Below are 16,167 nucleotides of genomic sequence, written 5' to 3'. Positions count from 1 at the left end.
GAAATCAAATGCAAGGTGACGCCGTGAACGCGAACGCCGCGATGAACTCCAACGTCGAAGTAACCGAGGCCGCAGCAAAGCGGATCGCCAGAATCGTTTCCGGCGAGCCGGGCAAAAGCGCATTGCGCGTTTCCGTCGAAGGTGGCGGCTGCTCTGGTTTCTCCTACAAGTTCGATCTCGTTGAAGGCCCCGATGATGGCGACGTCGCCATCGAGAGAGATGGCGCAACAGTGCTGATCGACGACATTTCTCTGGTCTATCTCGGCGGCTCCGTCATCGATTTCGTCGACGACCTGATGGGCCAGTCATTCCAGATCAGGAACCCGAACGCCGTGGCGTCCTGCGGCTGCGGAACCAGTTTCTCCATCTGACGCAGCAGTCTGCCACAGAAAAAGGCCGCCCTTGGGGCGGCCTTTTCGTGTTGATCCGCGATTCTGGCCTCAGGCTTCGGCCGACATGGCGGCCTTGCGCAGGCCCTGCGCATCACCAGTGGCCCCGTTGAAGACCAGATTGAGCGCCACGGCGGCAATGGATGCCAGCAGGATGCCGGAGTCCACCAGCGGGCCGATGGCCTTCGGCAGCCAGATGTGGAAGTCGGGCGCCACGACCGGGATCATGCCGAAGCCGAGCGAAATCGCCACGATGAACAGGTTGTTGCGATTGGCCTTGAAATCCACGGCCGACAGGATGCGGATTCCGGTTGCGGCCACCATGCCGAACATGACGATACCCGCACCACCGAGCACCACCGTGGGAAGCGCCTCCACCAGCGCACCCATCTTGGGGATGAGGCCCAGAACCACCATGATGACGCCGCCCGCCACGCAGACGAAGCGGCTGCGAATGCCGGTAACGCCCACCAGCCCGACATTCTGCGAAAAGCTCGTATAGGGGAAGGTGTTGAAGATGCCGCCTAGCACGGTGCCGAGACCGTCCATGCGCAGGCCTGCCGACAGCATCGGCTGGGTGATCTTCTTTTCCGTCATGTCGCCGAGGGCCAGGAACATGCCCGTCGACTCGATCATCACCACGATCATCACCAGAACCATGGTGATGATGAGGACCGGATCGAAAATCGGCATTCCGAAATGGAATGGCGCGATCGGGGCGAACCACGCGGCGTTGGCCACCTTGTCGAAATGCATCATGCCGAGCGATGCCGCAATGATGCCGCCGGCTACGATACCGACGAGAACGGCGACGTTCGACAGAAAGCCCCTCGCGTAGCGCGCGACACCTATGATGACGCCAAGCACGACCAGCGAAAGCACGATGTTCGATACGGGCGCATAGGCGGCATTCGGAACGCTGGGCGCCAGCCCCATCCCGGCCGGCACGGGGGGCAGCGTCGAGCCGGCGGCCCCTGCCGCCTCCTTCACCGAATTCAGCCATGCCGCATGTTCGGGGTTGATGATCTTCGGCGCCGTAGGCCCGAACGGCATGCCGAATATCCAGTTTATGCCGATCTTCATCAGCGACACGCCGATGACGAGGATGATCGTGCCCGTGACCACAGGCGGGAAAAGCCGCAGCATGCGGCTGACAAAGGGAGCGATGAGCACGGTTATGATGCCGGCCCCGATGATGGCGCCGAAGATCATGCGCGCGCCTTCATAGCCTGGGTTTGCCGACGCCATGGAGACCATGGGGCCAACGGCTGCAAAGGTTACGCCCATCATCACCGGAAGCTTGATGCCGAACCATTGCGTTGCGCCCATGGATTGCAGGATCGAGGCGATGCCGCAAACAAACAGATCCGCGGAAATGAGGAATGCGACGTCGGCCGGTTCAAGCTGAAGCGCCCTGCCCACGATGAGCGGCACGGCAATAGCGCCTGCATACATAACAAGAACATGCTGAAGGCCGAGCGTAAACAAACGCGGCGCAGGCAGCATCTCGTCGACGGAATGCGTCGATGCTGTTGACATTATGGTCCCTCCCTTTGCGCGACAGCTGAAACGGGTTCCATAGACTGCCGCGATGGTGCAGGATGACCTCAATCAAACCGACATGCCATCAAGAACTGTTTGAAATAGTCGCGAGAATTTCATGAAGATTGCCACCTGGAACATCAACGGCGTGCGGGCCCGTATCGGCAATCTCACCCATTGGCTGCAGGAGAGCGCGCCGGACATCGTCTGCCTGCAGGAAATCAAATGCGTCGATGAACAGTTCCCACGTCTGGAGATCGAGGCGCTTGGCTACAATGTCGAAACGCACGGCCAGAAGGGGTTCAACGGCGTTGCCCTGCTTTCCAGGTTGCCATTCGACGAGGTGAATCGCGGCCTGCCCGGTGACGATGGCGACGACCATGCACGGTTCATCGAAGGCGTTTTTTCGACGCCAAAAGGCGCGCTGCGCGTCGTCTCGCTCTACCTGCCCAATGGCAATCCCATAGATGATCCGGTGAAATTTCCCTACAAGCTCGCCTGGATGAAACGCCTTGAAGACTGGGCGCACGAGCGACTTGCTCTGGAAGAGGCGCTTGTTCTGGCAGGAGACTACAACGTCATCCCGGAGCCGATCGACGCAAGACATCCCGAAGCGTGGGTCAACGACGCGCTTTTCCAGCCTCAGACCCGGCAGGCATTCCGGCGACTGGAGAACCTCGGCTTTACCGAGGCGGTGCGCGCGGTTACCGACGAACCGGACGTCTACACATTCTGGGACTATCAGGGCGGTGCCTGGCAGAAGAACAACGGCATCCGCATCGACCATCTACTCCTGTCGCCGGAGGCGGCTGACATGCTGGGTTCGGCATCGATCGAGAAACATGTGCGAGCGTGGGAAAAGCCGTCCGATCATGTTCCGGCGGCTGTGGAACTCAGGCTGGAAGCTGCCTGAAGCGCTTCGTGAAGCAAAGGTAACGATTCAAGGGAAGCCCGCATCCTGCGGAAAAAGAATCACAATCGCGTCTGACTTTAATCAGCGGGCGCGTTTGGCTTTGAGCAGCGAACACGCCGGGCTGCACGCGGCCAGTTACTGGTTGATGCCCTTGGTCAGCATGTCATCGGCCAGAGCGATAGCCGTGCGGCGGTCGGCCTCCGGCGCCAGAGCGAAGGCCTCTTCCTGCATGTTGCGTATCCAGCCCTGATCGACAGGCTGGGCACGCTCAAGGGCTACGGTCATCAGAGCCAGACCGCGAACCGCTTTGCCGCTGTGAAACAGCAGATTGCCGAGCGTTGCCTGCGCGCCGGCGTGCCCCTTCTCGGCAGCAAGCTGCAGCCAGCGGCCGGCCTGCCTTGCGCTGGCCTTCACGCCGCCCTCGCCATTGAGGAACATCCTGCCCATTTCGTACTGGGCATTGGGGTTGCGGTAATTGGCTGCGGCGCGCATGAAATATTCCTGCGCAGCGGTCGCGTCCGGCTGGACCGGCGTTCCGGGTATTCCTCTGCGGATATAATCTCCCAGCGCAACCAGCGCATCGGAAACATAGCTTTCCTCAGGCGAACCCGGCTCGACATCCTGTTCGGCGATTTCGCTGAAAAACTTGAAGGCTTCATAGTCGTTGCGGGCGACACCGTCTCCCTCGGCATACATGCGGGCCAGCTTCCACGTTGCGCCGATCTGACCATTTTCCGCTGCGTAGCGATATGCCTCGACCGCCTGTTCCTTATGGCCGCTGTGATAGGCGGAGAAACCAAAACGGAAAACGGCGAACGGATTGGATTTCGGCTTCACGCCGGTCTTGTCGTCAAACACCTTGTCGTCAAAGGCAAGCGCGGGCTCGACAGCAGACAGGGAGGCACAAGCTATCACTGTGCCCAGCATACATGAGCGCAACACCCCCGAAATCTGTCGGGAATGGGTTGCCACGGAATGAACCGGCTGTTGCCGCACGCCGGCATCTCTTCCCGCGCGGGGAAGCAACATCGAAACTGAGCGGGAAATAACCGGGACTTCCATACTCTTCCTTGCGCCTGCCACACTGCCAGCCTGCCTCATCATCCGTTGATGAAACCACGACTGAAAATACCTGCGGACCCCTGTTCCTTGCCGCTTGTTTTTCCGGGGCCTTAACGAAGTGCCCCCGGTTTATGGCGGGAAGTTGGCGGTTCTCGCTGCGGCAGGCCTAGCACAAGGGAAGTTGAACGACTGTTGCAGATTCACCACAGACTGAAGAAGTCGCTAACCGAAGGTGAACAGCCGTTCGGAAACAGATTCCGAAAAACCTGTCAAGCGTATGATATTAAAAGATAAAAGCCCGGCAATGCCGGGCTTTTATGTCATTCAGGAGATCAACTCACCACTTGAGGCTGTAGCCTGCAAGACCGGAAACGGACCAGCCACTGCCGACGGCGTAGTTATAGTTGGAGCTGCCGTCCCCGTATTTGTCTTCCTTCACGGAACCGACCCGCGAAACGCCACCACCAAGACGCAGTTCACCGAAGCCGTCCTTCATGATCAGACCAGCGCCGAGGGTGACAACGTCTCCGTGCAGATCCCAGCCCGTGGAGGTGCCGCGGTCCCACATGAGGAATGCGGTGCCCGAAATCTGATCGTTGAACGAATGACCGATACCGCCCATGATGGTCCAGCCATCACGCCAGTAATATCTGTTCTGGCTGCTGAACCCCAAATTCGTCGTGAGATCCAGCGTCTTGTTGACAGACCAGTCGGTCCATTTCACCGAACCATAGGCAAGCCAGCCCGGCGCTATTCCGGTCTGGAACTTGGCTTCAACACTCTGAGGAAGCTTTCCCTCACCCTCGGCATACCCAAGGCCGCCTGCAGCAGTGCCGGTCGCTTCGATCTTCGTTCCCGAACGATAAAGCACCTGCGCGCGCAGCGCGATGTCCGGGATCTCATAGGCGAGACCGCCGCGCCAGCCCCAGGCGGTGCCGCCCAGTTCGACAGGCAGACGAGTGGGTGCACCACCGGTACCGGGAATGACGACACTGAGGTCGTAGTCAAAATCGTCGACATAGGCGCCGGCGATAACGGACAGTCTTCCCTTGTCCAGGTCAAAGCCTACGGCGCAGGTTGCTGCATACTCCATGACCGTGAAGGTTTCATCGAGCTTGCCATACATGGTGTAGGGGAAAGCCGCGGCCTGAGCGCGTGGCGCATCGAAGGAAGATGCTGCACCAAACGAGTTCGCGACCGTACCCGCGCATGACAGATTGTCCGAAATGCGGAACTTCGCCGCCAGCGACGGCATTACATAGCTGTCGGCATAATCGTGGCCGACATTGGAAGGACCGCTGACGATCTTCCGTTCCGGGCTCACAACCGTGACGCTGGTGCGCGCGTTGAAATTGCCCTGCTCGAACAGAATATCCGTATCTGCGGTTCCACGCGAAAAACCGCCAGCATTGGCCGCAGCCATCGCAAGAAGAGAAAGCGCGGTTGCTCCGGAAAGCGTCGCGATACCCTTAATAACCATGAAGTCCTCTCCCCGAAAGTTCCTGATTTCTAGGTAGAACCAATTAGACGGCGCGATGCAACACCGTTGTGTACGCCGTACAAGTACGAGAAAATCCGACAACTGTCCGCAGACTTGCCGTCATCTTGAGCAGGCGCCTGAAAACCGGATTTTTCAGCAGCGCAAGCCTTGAAATTGCCCGGCATGTTATACGGGATACTCAAAAACAGGCCGTTTTCGAGAGAAAAAGGGGACATTGTTACATTATGGCAACAATGGGGCCTAATCTTCCGTATACGTCAATTCTTACGTTACGGGAGGGCCTCGAAATGAGGCCTCAAAGCGCAACCGGAAGTTTTGAGAGTACGCGAATCGCGCAACAAAAAGACCCGAAAACCGGGCAGGGTTTTCGGGTCTTTCAGCAACAGCAAGCTGGCCCTGAGTGTTTAACCGGCTGAGCGCACCCGTTCGAGAGCCGTGGCAAGCCGTGCCTGCGTTTCCTCGAACTCCGCCAGCTTCTCCCGCTCAGCCGCCACCACATCCTCGCGGGCGTTGGCGACGAACTTCTCGTTTGAAAGTTTCTTGGCGATGCGGGCGATCTCCTCGGTGACCTTGGCCACTTCCTTCTTGAGGCGCGCTTCCTCGGCCTGGAGGTCAACCAGATCGCCAAGCGGCAGACAGATCGTTGCCTCGCCCAGAACCAGCTGCGCCGACCCTTTCGGAGCGGTATCGGCCAGCGTTATATTGCCAACGCGCGCCAGCCGGCGAATGGCCGTCTCATGGCGGACAAGGCGTTCGCGGGTGGTCTCATTGGCTTCCACCACCACCAGCGGCGCGATTGCGGCTGCCGGCACATTCATTTCCGAGCGAACCGAGCGGATGCCGGAAACCAGATCGACAAGCCAGTTGACGTCGCCCGCTGCCTCCGCGTCCTCGAACTCGGGAGCCGGCCATGCCGCGTGGCACAGCAGCGTCGAACGCTCACGCCCCTCGCCCGCCGTCTGCGCCCACAGCTCTTCGGTCATGAACGGCATCATCGGATGCAGAAGCTTGTAGATCTCATCCAGAACGAAAGCGAAGCAGGCGCGGCTTTCGACCTTGGCAGCTTCATCGTCACCCATGAACACAGGCTTCAGCAATTCGACATACCAGTCGCAGACCAGATTCCAGACGAAGCGATAGGCAGCGCCCGCGGCCTCGTTGAAACGATAGCTGGTAATGGCTTCGGTAACAGCGCGCGCAGTGCGGGTCAGTTCCGTGAGGATCCAGCGATTGACCGCCAGCTTCGCATCGCCAAGCCAGAAATCGTCATTGCGCGCCACGCCATTCATCTGTGCGAAGCGCGTGGCGTTCCACAGCTTGGTGCCAAAATTGCGATAGCCGGCAATGCGGGCGGGATCGAGCTTCACGTCGCGCCCCTGCGCGGCCATGATGGTCAGTGTGAAGCGCAGCGCATCGGCGCCGTATTCGTCGATCAGTTCCAGCGGGTCAATGACGTTGCCCTTGGACTTCGACATCTTGGCGCCGTTCTTGTCACGAACCAGTGCATGGACGTAGACCGTGTGGAACGGCTCCTCGTCCATGAAGTGCAGGCCCATCATCATCATGCGGGCGACCCAGAAGAAGATGATGTCGAAGCCGGTCACCAGCACGTCGGTCTGGTAATAGGTCTTCAGTTCGGGCGTCCGGTCCGGCCAGCCAAGCGTCGAGAACGGCCACAGCGCCGAGGAGAACCATGTGTCCAGCACATCCTCGTCGCGGGTGAGGATCGCGCCCGGCTCGAAATTCTCCAGCCGCTCCTCGACCCATGCCTTCCACGGGCCTTCATGGGCGAGATAATGCTGGATGGCAGCATTCAGCGCCTCTTCCTCGCTCTTTTCCACGAAGATATGGCCGTCCGGTCCGTACCAGGCCGGAATCTGGTGTCCCCACCAGAGCTGACGGGAGATCGTCCATGGCTGGATGTTTTCCATCCAGTCGAAATATGTCTTCTCCCAGTTCTTCGGCACGAAGTTGGTGCGGCCTTCACGAACCGATGCGATGGCCGGTTTCGCCAGTTCGGCGGCATTCACATACCACTGGTCGGTCAGCAGCGGCTCGATCGGCACGCCGCCGCGATCTCCGTGGGGAACCATGTGGCGGTGCGGCTCGATCTTTGCGAGGAAACCGCCCTCTTCCATGATCTGAACGATGAGCTTGCGCGCCTCGAAACGGTCGAGGCCATGGAGTTGCTCCCACACGCCCTCGCGCAGAGGCGTGACCTCGACACCTTCGAGAAAATCCTCGTTGTCGCGGATATCGATCTTCGCCTCGGTTGTCAGGATGCTGATGGCGCGCAGATTGTTGCGCTTGCCGACCTCGAAGTCGTTGAAGTCGTGCGCCGGCGTGATCTTGACCGCGCCGGTTCCCTTTTCCGGGTCGGAATATTCATCGGCAACCACCGGGATCAGCCGGCCGACGATCGGCAATACGACATTGCGCCCAACCAGATTTTTGTAGCGCTCGTCATCGGGGTGAACGGCAACGCCCGTATCGCCCAGCATCGTCTCAGGACGCGTGGTGGCGACGGTCACATAGGTGGCCGGGTTTTCAGGGTCGTAGCTCTCGCCCTCGACGGGATAACGGAAATGCCAGAGATTTCCGTCCATCTCCTTCTGCTCGACCTCCAGATCGGAGATCGCGGTGAGCAGCTTGGGGTCCCAGTTCACAAGGCGCTTGTCCTTGTAGATCAGCCCTTCCTTGTAGAGGGTGACGAATACTTCGAGCACGGCCTTCGACAGGCCTTCATCCATGGTGAAGCGCTCGCGCGACCAGTCGCAGGATGCGCCCAGCCGCTTGAGCTGGTTGAAGATCGAGCCGCCAGACTCGGCTTTCCACTCCCACACCTTGTCGATGAATTCTTCGCGGGTCAGATCGCGGCGATGAATGTTCTTTTCCGCCAGACGGCGCTCGACCACCATCTGCGTGGCGATGCCCGCATGGTCCATGCCCGGCTGCCACAGAACATTCTTGCCACGCATACGCTCGAAGCGCACCATGATGTCCTGCAGCGTGTTGTTGAGCGCATGGCCCATATGCAGCGAGCCGGTGACATTGGGGGGCGGAATGACGATGGCGAACGCTTCAGCGCCTTCCTCGGCACCAGCGCCGGCGCGAAAGGCTTCTGCCTCGTCCCACGTGGCGGCAATTCTGGGTTCGACGGTCTTCGCGTCGTAGGTTTTTTCAAGCATCAAATGGGGTCCGGACTGTCGGGAACTGGTTTTCACGGTAAATCGGATGGGCAGCTACAAGTCAACCGCGCGTCAACGGCGCGCCGCAGCGACAAGTTCCGCCAATACGGGCGGAATCGCCTGCGGCAGGTCTTCGGCAATCAGGCCCGGACCGAAGCGGCTGCCGACCTCCGCATGCATCCATACGGCCGCGCAGGCGGCCTCGAAGGCCGGCATGCCCTGGGCCAGAAGCCCGGCCACCAGTCCCGCCAGAACATCGCCAGAACCCGCGGTCGCCAGCCATGGCGCGCCGTTGGAGTTGATGGCGGCGCGACCGTCGGGTGCAGCAATGACCGTATCCGCCCCCTTGGCAATGACGACGCCATGCGCCCGTGCCGCAGCCTCACGCGAGCGTTCCAGCTTGGACAGGTCTTCCTCTGACGCCAGATCGGGGAACAGCCGCGCAAACTCACCATCATGCGGCGTCAGGACCAGCGCCGGTGCGCCTTCCGCGTCCGCCGCCTCAAACAGAGCTGCCGGCTCATCCCGAAACGAGGTGATGCCGTCCGCATCGAGCACCATTCCCCCGGCTCCCGAGCGAGAGGCCAGCACCGCCAGCGTGAACTCCCGCGCCTTGTCACCCACGCCGAAGCCGGGGCCGAGCACTAAGGCTGATGGCCGACGATCTGCGAGATATGCGCCCAGCTCTGAGACTTCATCGGCCTTTCGCAGCATGATGGAGGTGAGATGCATGGCGTTCACCGCCAGCGCATTTGCCGGCGACAGAACGGTGACCGCCCCTGCCCCGCTGCGCGCTGCGCCAAGCGCGGAAAGACGCGCGGCGCCCGTTGAAGCCGGTCCGCCTGAAAAGATGCCGACATGGCCACGCCGGTATTTATGGGTATCTACGCCCGGCACCGGAAAATGCGGCAGCCACAGTTTTGGAGCATTGGCAAAGGTGCGCACGTTGAGTTCCGCGATCACGGCGTCCGGGATGCCGATGTCGGCCAGAACGACCTCCCCGCAATGGTCCCTGCCCGGCAGCAGCAGATGACCGGGTTTCCTGCGGGCGAATGTAACCGTCAGCGCCGCACGGAACGCCGGGCCGGTGATTTTTCCGCTCGCGCCCGAAACACCGGACGGCAAATCGATGGCGACCACCGGCAAGCCCCTCGCCGTGACCAGTTCGATCGCGCGGGCGCTATCGCCCTCCACTGGCCTGGACAGGCCGGCCCCATATAGCGCATCGACAATGACCGCCCCCGCATCGGCATCGAGTGCGGCAAGCGGTGCAGGCTGAAGCGGGCACTCTGCAGCCGCGACGGCGGCATCGCTTCCCGGCCGCGGCTCTTCCGAAGCCCACAGCGAAACAGCCATGCCGCTTTCGGCAAGCAGCCCTGCCACAACATATCCATCGCCACCATTGTTACCGGGACCGCACAGCACATGCACCTGTTCGGCAGCCGGGTAATGTCGCATCACTTCCCGCGCTACCGCTGTGCCCGCATTGCGCATCAGTCCCATGCCGTCGAACGGTCCGCCCACGATCGCCCTGCGATCGGCCTCTGCCATTTCCGTCGGCGAAAGAAGTTCGGTTTTCATGGGTAGATTCCCGCAGTTACCGCTTCAGGCACAGCGCCCTGCTTCCATATTAGCATCCGGGCGCGCTTGCGACGATGGCTTTGCCACCGTCTCTCCGCTCACGAAATGTCCACCATGCCTATTTTTTGTGCAGCATCCATATGGACATTGCGGCGCGCGTGGCTTCCCATGCTGCCAGCTATGCCAGTCCTGAGCATGCAGGCAGCGAAAATTGCCTTTGTGAGGGTTCATCGACCGAATTGGCACGGTTCATGCTTGAGATTTGCGCGAGTGGGTTTTTTACCCCTATGCCATTGGAGATTCAGCTCATGAAGAAGATCGAAGCGATCATAAAGCCGTTCAAGCTCGATGAAGTGAAGGAGGCCCTGCAGGAAGCGGGTCTGCAAGGCATTACCGTTATCGAGGCCAAGGGCTTCGGCCGCCAGAAAGGCCATACCGAGCTCTATCGTGGCGCCGAATATGTCGTCGATTTTCTGCCGAAGGTTAAGATCGAGCTGGTGCTGGGCGACGACGCAGTCGACACCGCCGTGGAAGCCATCCGCAAGGCCGCCCAGACCGGACGCATCGGCGACGGCAAGATTTTTGTCTCCAACATCGAGGAAGTCGTGCGCATCCGCACCGGCGAGACCGGCACCGACGCCATCTGACCCTCTTTTTCCATTTCCAATATTCTCAAGCCAAGGAAGCCTGAAATGACTACAGCCGCCGACATTATGAGGCAGATCAAGGACAACGACGTCAAGTTTGTCGATCTGCGCTTTACGGACCCCAAGGGCAAGCTGCATCACGTCACCATGGACGTGGCCGAAGTCGAGGAAGACATGTTTGCCGACGGCGTCATGTTCGACGGCTCGTCCATCGCCGGCTGGAAGGCGATCAACGAGTCCGACATGGTGCTGATGCCCGATCCCGAGACGGTGCATATGGACCCGTTCTTCGCGCAGTCGACCATTGTCATCCTGTGCGACATTCTCGATCCGGTTTCCGGCGAATCCTACAATCGTGACCCGCGCGGCATTGCCAAGAAGGCCGAGGCCTATATGAAGGCGGAAGGCATCGGCGACACCATCTTCGTCGGCCCCGAAGCGGAGTTCTTCATCTTCGACGACGTGAAGTACAAGTCCGATCCCTACAACACCGGCTTCAAACTGGATTCGTCCGAGCTGCCGTCGAACGACGATACCGACTACGAAACCGGCAATCTGGGCCACCGCCCCCGCGTCAAGGGCGGCTACTTCCCCGTTCCGCCGATCGATTCGTGTCAGGACATGCGCTCGGAAATGCTCTCCGTGCTGACCGAAATGGGCGTGCGCGTGGAAAAGCATCATCATGAGGTAGCAGCCGCCCAGCATGAGCTTGGCGTGAAGTTCGATACGCTCGTACGTAATGCCGACAAGATGCTGCTCTATAAGTATGTCGTTCATCAGGTAGCCAACGCCTACGGCAAGACGGCGACCTTCATGCCGAAGCCGGTATTCGGCGATAACGGCTCGGGCATGCATGTCCATATGTCGATCTGGAAGGACGGCAAGCCGACCTTCGCCGGCAACGAATATGCGGGCCTTTCGGAAAACTGCCTGTACTTCATCGGTGGTGTCATCAAGCACGCCAAGGCCATCAATGCCTTCACCAACCCGCTGACCAACTCCTACAAGCGGCTGGTTCCGGGCTATGAGGCCCCGGTGCTGCTGGCCTACTCCGCCCGCAACCGCTCGGCCTCCTGCCGCATTCCCTTCGGCTCCTCGCCGAAGTCGAAGCGTCTTGAGGTCCGCTTCCCCGATCCGGGCGCGAACCCCTACCTCGCCTTCGCCGCGCTGCTGATGGCCGGTCTCGACGGCATCAAGAACAAGATCCATCCCGGCCAGCCGATGGACAAGGATCTGTACGACCTGCCGCCGAAGGAACTGAAGAAAATCCCGACCGTTTCGGGCTCGCTGCGCGAGGCGCTTCAGAACCTCGACAAGGACCGCGCCTTCCTGAAGGCCGGCGGCGTGTTCGACGACGATCAGATCGATTCGTTCATCGAACTGAAGATGGCCGAAGTGATGCGCTTCGAAATGACGCCGCACCCGATCGAGTTCGACATGTACTACTCGGTCTGATCCGGCACCTGCACCATCAAAAGAGGCCCCGCACGCTGTTGCGGGGCCTTTTTCTTGGCTGCCCGGAGCCGTCTCCCTGACTGCGGAACCCGGTTTATACGATTGTCGTGACATATGCAGATTGTTTGTCGGTTATGTCTTGGCAATTGCCGCCGGATCGACTAGATCAGCCCCGCGCCTGCTGCTTTGCGGCTGCGCGCTGGACAGGCAGCCCGAAGGTCATGGCTGCTTCAGCGGCTTTCGGGCCGATGTCCGCGGAAGTGTGCATTTCCGACCAGCACGGCGCAACCGGCCGCTGCCAGCACACAAGACGGAGAGGTGGCCGAGTGGTTGAAGGCGCACGCCTGGAACGCGTGTATAGGGGCAACTCTATCGAGGGTTCGAATCCCTCTCTCTCCGCCACATTCAGACACCGAATCCGTCCAAGGGCCCCGATTGGGGCCTTTTTTCTTTTTGTTTCAAAGCGCGTTGGCAGGGCCATCCGCCCTTCGGAGACCGGGCGCTTGACGTAGAATGGGTCTCCGAATGGCCTGCGTCTCTCTTCGAGCGCCCCTCGACGGCCACAGGACGGCGTAAACATCCTCGCATTTCCAATGGGTTGCCATGTTCATGGGGTCGCCCCGTTCGCGAGATAATCCGGTGACGGAGACCGACACGAAGGCGCAGGGCGGTCAGAAGGACGGCTCCGTGGCGGCCGATCACCGGGCCGGTGCGCTGGTGCATGGGCCGGCGACAGCAGCAAGATCCCTGCCGGAAGTCTCTGATGACAAACAGACTTCGCGCCCATAGCCTGGCGCAATGTCGAACGGGCCCTGGACGGATGAAGAGAATGACCTGATCGTCGCGGATTACTTCGCGATGCTGGCCGACGACATCTCCGCGCGCCGCTACAGCAAGGCCGAACACCGTCGCGCGTTGCTGCCGCTGCTGAACGACCGGTCCGAGGGGTCTGTCGAGTTCAAGCACCAGAACATCAGTGCGGTGCTGAAGGGCCTCGGCGAGGACTGGATCCCCGGTTACAAGCCCGCGTTCAACTTCCAGATGACCTTGGTGGACGCCGTGGCGCGGTGGCTGGCGCTGAACCCGGCCTGGCTCGGGCGCCAACCGAGGCTGCGAACCGCCGCTGGCCTGCGCGAGGCAGCGCAGATCTGGATCGGACCGCCGCCGACGCTGTCGAACCAGCCGCCGCCGCAGGACCTGGACCAGATGCTGCACATCGCCCGCAAGTTCGACGTGGCGGGCCGGGACGAGCGCAACCGGGCCCTCGGGCGCGCGGGCGAGGAGCGTGTGTTGGCGCATGAGCGCGCGGCATTGCGGACGGCAGGACGTGACGATCTGGCGCGCAAGGTGCGCTGGGTGTCGGAGGAGGATGGCGACGGCGCGGGCTACGACATTGCGAGTTTCGCTCCGGACGGGTTCCCGCGGCTGATCGAGGTCAAGACGACGAACGGATGGGAGCGCACGCCCTTCCACATCACCCGCAACGAGTTGGCCGTGGCCGAGGAGCGCCGGTCGGAATGGCGCCTGTTCCGGCTGTGGAATTTCTCACGCGAGCCGAAGGCATTCGAACTGCACCCGCCGCTGGACGCGCATGTCTCGCTGACCGCGACGACGTTTCAGGCGAGCTTTCACTGAGGCTCAGTCGAACACCTGCCCCGGCTGTTCGTGCCATGGCAGGGCCGCGACATCGGTCAGTTTCAACAGGGTCACGGCAGGCACCTCGCGCTTGTAGACCAGTCGCTTGAGGACACCTGGCGCGAGATAGGCGAGCCGCAGCTGTCGGCTGACATGGCGTTCGGCAAGCCCTACGGCTTTCGCCAGATCGGTGACCGTGTTGAATTCACCAGCCTCCATGCGCCGCCGCCAGCCCCACGCCCGGCCGATGGCGCGCAGGATATGCGGATCCTGCGTCCGGTCTTCGCTGGGCAGATAGGTGGCGGGCGGCATGATCTTTGGCCGCCCGTTCTGCTTGCGAACCTTGAGCGGCACGAAGATCTGGATGGAGTCGTCGGGTTTCATCATTCCGCCGCCACCTTCTTTCGTGGCGCCATCATGTCGCGCATGACGCCGGAGACGCCGTCGGTCCGGACATCGATCACCAGTCCCTCGGACGTCACGGTGACCCGGCGCACCAGCAACTGCACGATCCGGGTCTGCTCTGCAGGGAACAGCTGGCCCCAGACGTCATCGAACGTTTGCAGCGCGGAGATCACGTCGGCCTCGGCGAAGACGTGACCCTCGCGCGCCAAGTGGGCGATGACCTGCGCCGTGATCGAGGGCGCGCGCATCACCCGCCGCAACTCGGTCACCACGGCCGCTTCCACGAGGTCGGCAGGAAGACGGCGCGGGATGCCTTCATCGCTGGGTTCGCGGTTTTTGATGACGTCCATCGAGACGTAGTACCGGTATCGCCGCGCGCCCTTCTTCGTGCTGCTCGGGGTCATGGCGGCGCCCGTGGCCGTGAAGATCAGCCCCTTGAGCAGCGCTGGCGCCTGCGCGCGGGTGTTGTTGGCGCGCTTTCGCGGATTCTGCCGCAAGATGGCATGGACCTGATCCCACAGCTGCTCGTCGATGATGGCCTGATGCTCGCCGGGATAGGCCTTGCCCTTGTGGACCGCCTCGCCGCGATAGACGCGGTTCACCAGCACTCTGTAGAGATATCCCTTGTCGACCAAGGTGCCCTGCTTGTTGCGGAGCCCTTTGCGGCGCAGTTCGCGGGCCAGCACGGTCGCTGATCCGACCTCGACGAACCTCTCGAAGATGCCCCGCACGGTGGCAGCCTCGTCTTCATTCACCACGAGCTTGCGGTCCTTCACATCGTACCCGAGCGGGACATAGCCGCCCATCCACATGCCCTTCATGCGGGAGGCGCGGACCTTGTCCCGGATGCGCTCGGCCGTGACCTCGCGCTCGAACTGCGCGAAGCTGAGCAGGATATTCAGCGTCAGGCGCCCCATGGACGTGGTGGTGTTGAAGGACTGCGTGACCGACACGAAAGTCACGCCGTTGCGGTCGAAGACCTCGACCAGCTTCGAGAAGTCCATCAGCGACCTCGACAGGCGGTCGATCTTGTAGACGACCACCACATCGATCAGGCCGTCCTCAATGTCGGCCAGAAGCTGCTTGAGGCCGGGCCGTTCCAGCGTCCCGCCCGAGATGCCGCCGTCGTCATACTGATCGCGGACCAGCACCCAGCCCTCGGAGCGTTGGCTGGCGATGTAGGCCTCGCAGGCCTCTCGTTGGGCGTGCAGGCTGTTGAACTCCTGCTCCAGCCCTTCCTCGGACGACTTGCGCGTGTAGATAGCGCAGCGCTGGCGGCGGACGGGATTTGGACGCTGATCCATCAATCATTCCCCCGCTTTCGTTCGCGCAACCCGAAGAAGCGGTAGCCATTCCAGCGCGTCCCGGTGATCGCCCGCGCAATCGCGGACAAGGATTTGTACGGTCGCCCTTGCCACTCGAATCCGTCCCGCAAGACCGTGATCGTGTGCTCTACCCCGTTCCATTCTCGGATCAGCCTCGTGCCGACCACGGGATTGCGAGGATCGGCGATCTGGCTCTTGCGTGTCAGAGTGCCGCCGACCTCGTCGGCTAGCAGGTCCAGCATGCGCCGGGTTTCGCGATCAGGACCGCCATAAGTCAGTTCCTGGATGCGGTAGGCCAACCGGCTCTCGAGGAACGCCCGACTATTGTTTGGCGCCGCCGTGGTAAAGATCGTCTGCCACTCCGCCTTCAACTGGGTGACGGACATGGACTTCAGCGCGGCCAGGCGCGCGGGGATGGGATCGGGCTTCGTCATGCGTTTCTCCGGTGAGTTGGAGTTGCATGACGGCATTGGTCGTCGGGATAGTGTAGGCAACGTTCTCCAGTATTGTCAGATACTTCGCGT

13 protein-coding genes and 1 tRNA gene are annotated in these 16,167 nt (G+C 61.2%); 6 read left to right on the top strand and 8 right to left on the bottom strand.

Going from position 1 to position 16,167, the window contains the following annotated elements; all coding sequences use genetic code 11:
• The first annotated feature begins 41 nt into the window (after positions 1-41).
• Complete coding sequence (gene erpA / locus HNR59_RS10430) at positions 42-371, top strand: iron-sulfur cluster insertion protein ErpA (protein ID WP_183831518.1); 330 nt, start codon at positions 42-44, stop codon at positions 369-371.
• A gap of 69 nt (positions 372-440) precedes the next feature.
• Here the strand turns inward: erpA and HNR59_RS10425 are convergent, their stop codons facing one another.
• Entirely contained in the window at positions 441-1,931 is a 1,491-nt protein-coding gene (locus HNR59_RS10425; protein WP_343060832.1) for a nucleobase:cation symporter-2 family protein, read from the bottom strand.
• A gap of 118 nt (positions 1,932-2,049) precedes the next feature.
• Here HNR59_RS10425 and xth point away from each other — a divergent pair, with 118 nt between their 5' ends.
• The gene (gene xth / locus HNR59_RS10420; RefSeq protein ID WP_183829562.1) at positions 2,050-2,844 is read left to right on the top strand and encodes an exodeoxyribonuclease III; all 795 of its coding nucleotides are present in this window, start codon (positions 2,050-2,052) and stop codon (positions 2,842-2,844) included.
• Between the two features lie 135 nt (positions 2,845-2,979).
• Here xth and HNR59_RS10415 read toward each other — a convergent pair whose 3' ends face one another.
• From HNR59_RS10415 to HNR59_RS10400, 4 genes are all read right to left on the bottom strand, one after another.
• The gene (locus tag HNR59_RS10415) at positions 2,980-3,771 is read right to left on the bottom strand and encodes a tetratricopeptide repeat protein (RefSeq protein WP_183829559.1); all 792 of its coding nucleotides are present in this window, start codon (positions 3,769-3,771) and stop codon (positions 2,980-2,982) included.
• A 472-nt stretch (positions 3,772-4,243) separates the two neighbouring features.
• Positions 4,244-5,386: an outer membrane protein transport protein gene (locus HNR59_RS10410; RefSeq protein WP_246374558.1), complete on the bottom strand. Its 1,143-nt coding sequence runs from the start codon at positions 5,384-5,386 to the stop codon at positions 4,244-4,246.
• Between the two features lie 425 nt (positions 5,387-5,811).
• Positions 5,812-8,595 (bottom strand): valine--tRNA ligase, encoded by a 2,784-nt coding sequence (locus tag HNR59_RS10405; protein WP_183829554.1) that lies wholly within the window; start codon positions 8,593-8,595, stop codon positions 5,812-5,814.
• A 72-nt stretch (positions 8,596-8,667) separates the two neighbouring features.
• Positions 8,668-10,176 carry an NAD(P)H-hydrate dehydratase gene (locus tag HNR59_RS10400; RefSeq protein ID WP_183829551.1) on the bottom strand — a complete coding sequence of 503 codons (1,509 nt, stop codon included), beginning with the start codon at positions 10,174-10,176 and terminating at the stop codon, positions 8,668-8,670.
• Between the two features lie 308 nt (positions 10,177-10,484).
• Between HNR59_RS10400 and HNR59_RS10395 the strand changes: the two genes are divergently transcribed.
• The 4 genes from HNR59_RS10395 to HNR59_RS10380 all read left to right on the top strand — a co-directional run bounded on the left by HNR59_RS10395 (position 10,485) and on the right by HNR59_RS10380 (position 13,913).
• The gene (locus HNR59_RS10395; RefSeq protein ID WP_035025932.1) at positions 10,485-10,823 is read left to right on the top strand and encodes a P-II family nitrogen regulator; all 339 of its coding nucleotides are present in this window, start codon (positions 10,485-10,487) and stop codon (positions 10,821-10,823) included.
• A gap of 45 nt (positions 10,824-10,868) precedes the next feature.
• Positions 10,869-12,278, top strand: a complete 1,410-nt coding sequence (glnA, locus tag HNR59_RS10390; RefSeq protein ID WP_183829548.1) for a type I glutamate--ammonia ligase — start codon at positions 10,869-10,871, stop codon at positions 12,276-12,278.
• A 312-nt stretch (positions 12,279-12,590) separates the two neighbouring features.
• A tRNA-Ser gene (locus tag HNR59_RS10385) sits at positions 12,591-12,680 on the top strand.
• Between the two features lie 396 nt (positions 12,681-13,076).
• Positions 13,077-13,913: a protein NO VEIN domain-containing protein gene (locus HNR59_RS10380; RefSeq protein WP_183829545.1), complete on the top strand. Its 837-nt coding sequence runs from the start codon at positions 13,077-13,079 to the stop codon at positions 13,911-13,913.
• Positions 13,914-13,916: 3 nt separating this feature from the next.
• Here HNR59_RS10380 and HNR59_RS10375 read toward each other — a convergent pair whose 3' ends face one another.
• Genes HNR59_RS10375 through HNR59_RS10365 form a run of 3 tightly spaced genes read right to left on the bottom strand, consistent with a single transcriptional unit; the run spans position 13,917 to position 16,077 of the window.
• A complete protein-coding gene (locus tag HNR59_RS10375) occupies positions 13,917-14,300 on the bottom strand; it encodes a hypothetical protein (RefSeq protein ID WP_183829542.1) in 384 nt (127 codons plus the stop codon).
• A complete protein-coding gene (locus tag HNR59_RS10370; protein ID WP_183829538.1) occupies positions 14,297-15,622 on the bottom strand; it encodes a recombinase family protein in 1,326 nt (441 codons plus the stop codon). The genes HNR59_RS10375 and HNR59_RS10370 overlap by 4 nt, the downstream gene beginning before the upstream one ends.
• Positions 15,622-16,077, bottom strand: coding sequence for a DUF2924 domain-containing protein (locus HNR59_RS10365; RefSeq protein WP_183829535.1), 456 nt, complete (start codon positions 16,075-16,077; stop codon positions 15,622-15,624). Before HNR59_RS10365 ends, HNR59_RS10370 begins: the two co-directional genes overlap by 1 nt.
• Between the last annotated feature and the right edge of the window lie 90 nt (positions 16,078-16,167).

The sequence above is a fragment of the Aquamicrobium lusatiense genome (genome assembly GCF_014201615.1).
Classification (GTDB): domain Bacteria; phylum Pseudomonadota; class Alphaproteobacteria; order Rhizobiales; family Rhizobiaceae; genus Mesorhizobium; species Mesorhizobium lusatiense.
The sequence above is the reverse complement of the archived record's forward strand: the minus strand, read 5'-3'. Positions and strand labels throughout refer to the sequence as shown.

What these genes read in the sequence shown, in the direction of transcription:
- erpA (WP_183831518.1), top strand. Translation starts at nt 42, where the DNA reads ATGAACTCCAACGTCGAAGTAACCGAGGCCGCAGCAAAGCGGATCGCC.
- xth (WP_183829562.1), top strand. Translation starts at nt 2,050, where the DNA reads ATGAAGATTGCCACCTGGAACATCAACGGCGTGCGGGCCCGTATCGGC.
- HNR59_RS10415 (WP_183829559.1), bottom strand. Translation starts at nt 3,771, where the DNA reads ATGCTGGGCACAGTGATAGCTTGTGCCTCCCTGTCTGCTGTCGAGCCC.
- HNR59_RS10410 (WP_246374558.1), bottom strand. Translation starts at nt 5,386, where the DNA reads ATGGTTATTAAGGGTATCGCGACGCTTTCCGGAGCAACCGCGCTTTCT.
- HNR59_RS10405 (WP_183829554.1), bottom strand. Translation starts at nt 8,595, where the DNA reads ATGCTTGAAAAAACCTACGACGCGAAGACCGTCGAACCCAGAATTGCC.
- HNR59_RS10400 (WP_183829551.1), bottom strand. Translation starts at nt 10,176, where the DNA reads ATGAAAACCGAACTTCTTTCGCCGACGGAAATGGCAGAGGCCGATCGC.
- HNR59_RS10395 (WP_035025932.1), top strand. Translation starts at nt 10,485, where the DNA reads ATGAAGAAGATCGAAGCGATCATAAAGCCGTTCAAGCTCGATGAAGTG.
- glnA (WP_183829548.1), top strand. Translation starts at nt 10,869, where the DNA reads ATGACTACAGCCGCCGACATTATGAGGCAGATCAAGGACAACGACGTC.
- HNR59_RS10380 (WP_183829545.1), top strand. Translation starts at nt 13,077, where the DNA reads ATGTCGAACGGGCCCTGGACGGATGAAGAGAATGACCTGATCGTCGCG.
- HNR59_RS10375 (WP_183829542.1), bottom strand. Translation starts at nt 14,300, where the DNA reads ATGATGAAACCCGACGACTCCATCCAGATCTTCGTGCCGCTCAAGGTT.
- HNR59_RS10370 (WP_183829538.1), bottom strand. Translation starts at nt 15,622, where the DNA reads ATGGATCAGCGTCCAAATCCCGTCCGCCGCCAGCGCTGCGCTATCTAC.
- HNR59_RS10365 (WP_183829535.1), bottom strand. Translation starts at nt 16,077, where the DNA reads ATGACGAAGCCCGATCCCATCCCCGCGCGCCTGGCCGCGCTGAAGTCC.